Source organism: Streptomyces scopuliridis RB72 (assembly GCF_000718095.1).
Taxonomy (GTDB): Bacteria; Actinomycetota; Actinomycetes; order Streptomycetales; family Streptomycetaceae; genus Streptomyces; species Streptomyces scopuliridis.
Window position 1 is genome coordinate 1 of record NZ_JOEI01000069.1, and the last position, 2,152, is coordinate 2,152.

Genomic DNA, 2,152 nt, shown 5'->3' on the forward strand with positions numbered 1-2,152 from the left:
CCCGGCAGACCCTCAGCCCGACGACGCTCCATCAACGCATCCAGGAACGCGTTACCCGCCGCATAATTCCCCTGCCCCGCACTACCGAACAGGGCGGCGATCGACGAGAACACGACGAAGGCGGAAAGATCTTGACCGTGCGTCAGTTCATGCAAGTTCCAGGCCGCGTCAGCCTTCGGCCGCAGGACCGTGTCCAGCCGCTCCGGCGTCAGCGAACCGACCACACCGTCATCCAGCACACCCGCCGCATGCACCACACCTCGGCGCCACGCTCGGTCAGTTCGTCGGTCAGTGCTTCGGCGCCCTCGGCGCCCAGGCCCCGACGGCTCACCAGCAGCAGCCTGCGTACCCCGTGCTCCGCCACCAGATGCCGCGCCACGACCGCGCCGAGACCACCCGTACCACCGGTGATCAGCACACTGCCGTCGCCGTCCCAGACCTGGTGTGCCGCAAGCCCGGCCACCGCCGCGCGCACAACACGCCCGGCCAGGACCTCGCCGTCCCTCACGATCACTTGCGGCTCATCCGCGTTCAGCACCGAGAGCGGGAGAGCGACCGGCTCGGCCGGGTCGAGATCGACCAGACCGAAGCAACCCGGATTCTCCGACTGCGCCGACCGTACGAGACCCCGCACCGCAGCAGCCGCCACATCAGCGCCACCCACAGCACCCCGCGTCACAAAGACAAACCGCGACTCCGCGAACCGCTCATCCGCCAACCGCTCCTGAAGCTGTCCCAGGACCTGATGCGTCAACGCCCGTGCCGCCTCAGCCGTGTTGGCACCAAGCTCTCCGACCACCGGGATCAGCACCACACCTGGTGCCGAGGACCCATCAGCGGCCAACGCGGCAAGATCCGGGGCCAGTTCGGGATCGGCTCCCGCAGCACGCAGGGCTTCGATGAGGCCCAGGGTGTCCTGGCCCGCCACCGCGATCGTCTGCGAGGTGCCGGCAGACGTGGCGGATACCGGTGTCCAGTCCAGCCGGAACAGCGCGTCCCTCGTCAGCGCACCCTCATCGTCCAGAGCCTCCGCCGACAGCGCCCGCATCGCCAGCGACTCCACCGACGCGACCGGCGCGCCCGTCACATCAGCCACCGCGATCGACACGGCACCATTAGCCCCACGGGCCAGCCTCACGCGTACCGAAGAAGCCCCCGACGCCTGCAACGACACCCCACTCCACGAGAACGGGACACCACCGCCCGGCCGATCCGAGCCGTCGACAGGTGAGCCGACGAACCAGGCGGAGTGGAGCCCGGCGTCCAGCAGCGCGGGATGGAGGCCGAAGGCCACCGCGTCGCCCTGCGCGTCCTCGGGCAGGCTCACCTCCGCGTAGATCTCGCCATCCCGGCTCCAAGCCGCCCGCAGCCCCTGGAACACCGGACCGTACGCGAAGCCCTCGACCGCCCGAGCATCGTAGAAACCATCCAGATCCACCGGCTCGGCACCCACCGGCGGCCACACCGACGCATCGAAATCAACCCCGGCCCCGGCACCCGCGACAGCCGGCCCGTGAACAGCACGCCCTCGCCCTCGGCCAGCTCCACCACACCGTTCAGCAGCGGATGCGCCGCCGACACCAGCCCGATCGCCGCCGCGTCGTCCGCACCACCGCGCAGGCTCCGGGGCCAGAACGCCTGGTGCTCGAAGGCGTACGTCGGCACATCCACCCACGACGCCCCGGTACCGGCGAAGAAACCGGCCCAGTCCACGACGACACCACGCACATGCAACTGGCTCATCGCGGTGACGGCCGACAGTTCCTCGGACCGGCTCTTGCGGAGGATCGGTACGGTCGTGGCGCCGTCCGGTACGGATTCCTGGGCCATGGCCGACAGCACACCGTCCGGGCCGAGCTCCAGGAACGTGCTCACGCCCTGCTCGGCCAGCGTCCGCACGCCATCGGCGAAGCGGACGGCTTCCCGGACATGCCGTACCCAGTACTCGGGCGAGGACAGCTCCTCGGCCGACGCCAGGGCGCCGGTCAGGTTCGAGACGACCGGGATCCGGGGCGCCGCGAACGACAACCCCTCCGCCACCGTACGGAAGTCATCCAGCATCGGCTGCATGAGGGGCGAGTGGAAGGCGTGCGAGACACGCAGACGCGTGGTCTTACGCCCCTGCTCCGCCAACCGCGCGGCCACCGACAGG

At 70.0% G+C, this 2,152-nt stretch carries 1 protein-coding gene and 1 pseudogene; both read right to left on the bottom strand.

Annotated elements, in window-relative coordinates; all coding sequences use genetic code 11:
- Positions 1-1,438 (bottom strand): annotated as a pseudogene (locus tag IF11_RS39800) (SDR family oxidoreductase); the annotation flags it as partial.
- A partial coding sequence (locus tag IF11_RS43055) for an acyltransferase domain-containing protein (protein ID WP_342342630.1) occupies positions 1,324-2,152 on the bottom strand: 829 nt, incomplete at its 5' end. The pseudogene IF11_RS39800 and the gene IF11_RS43055, both read right to left, overlap by 115 nt.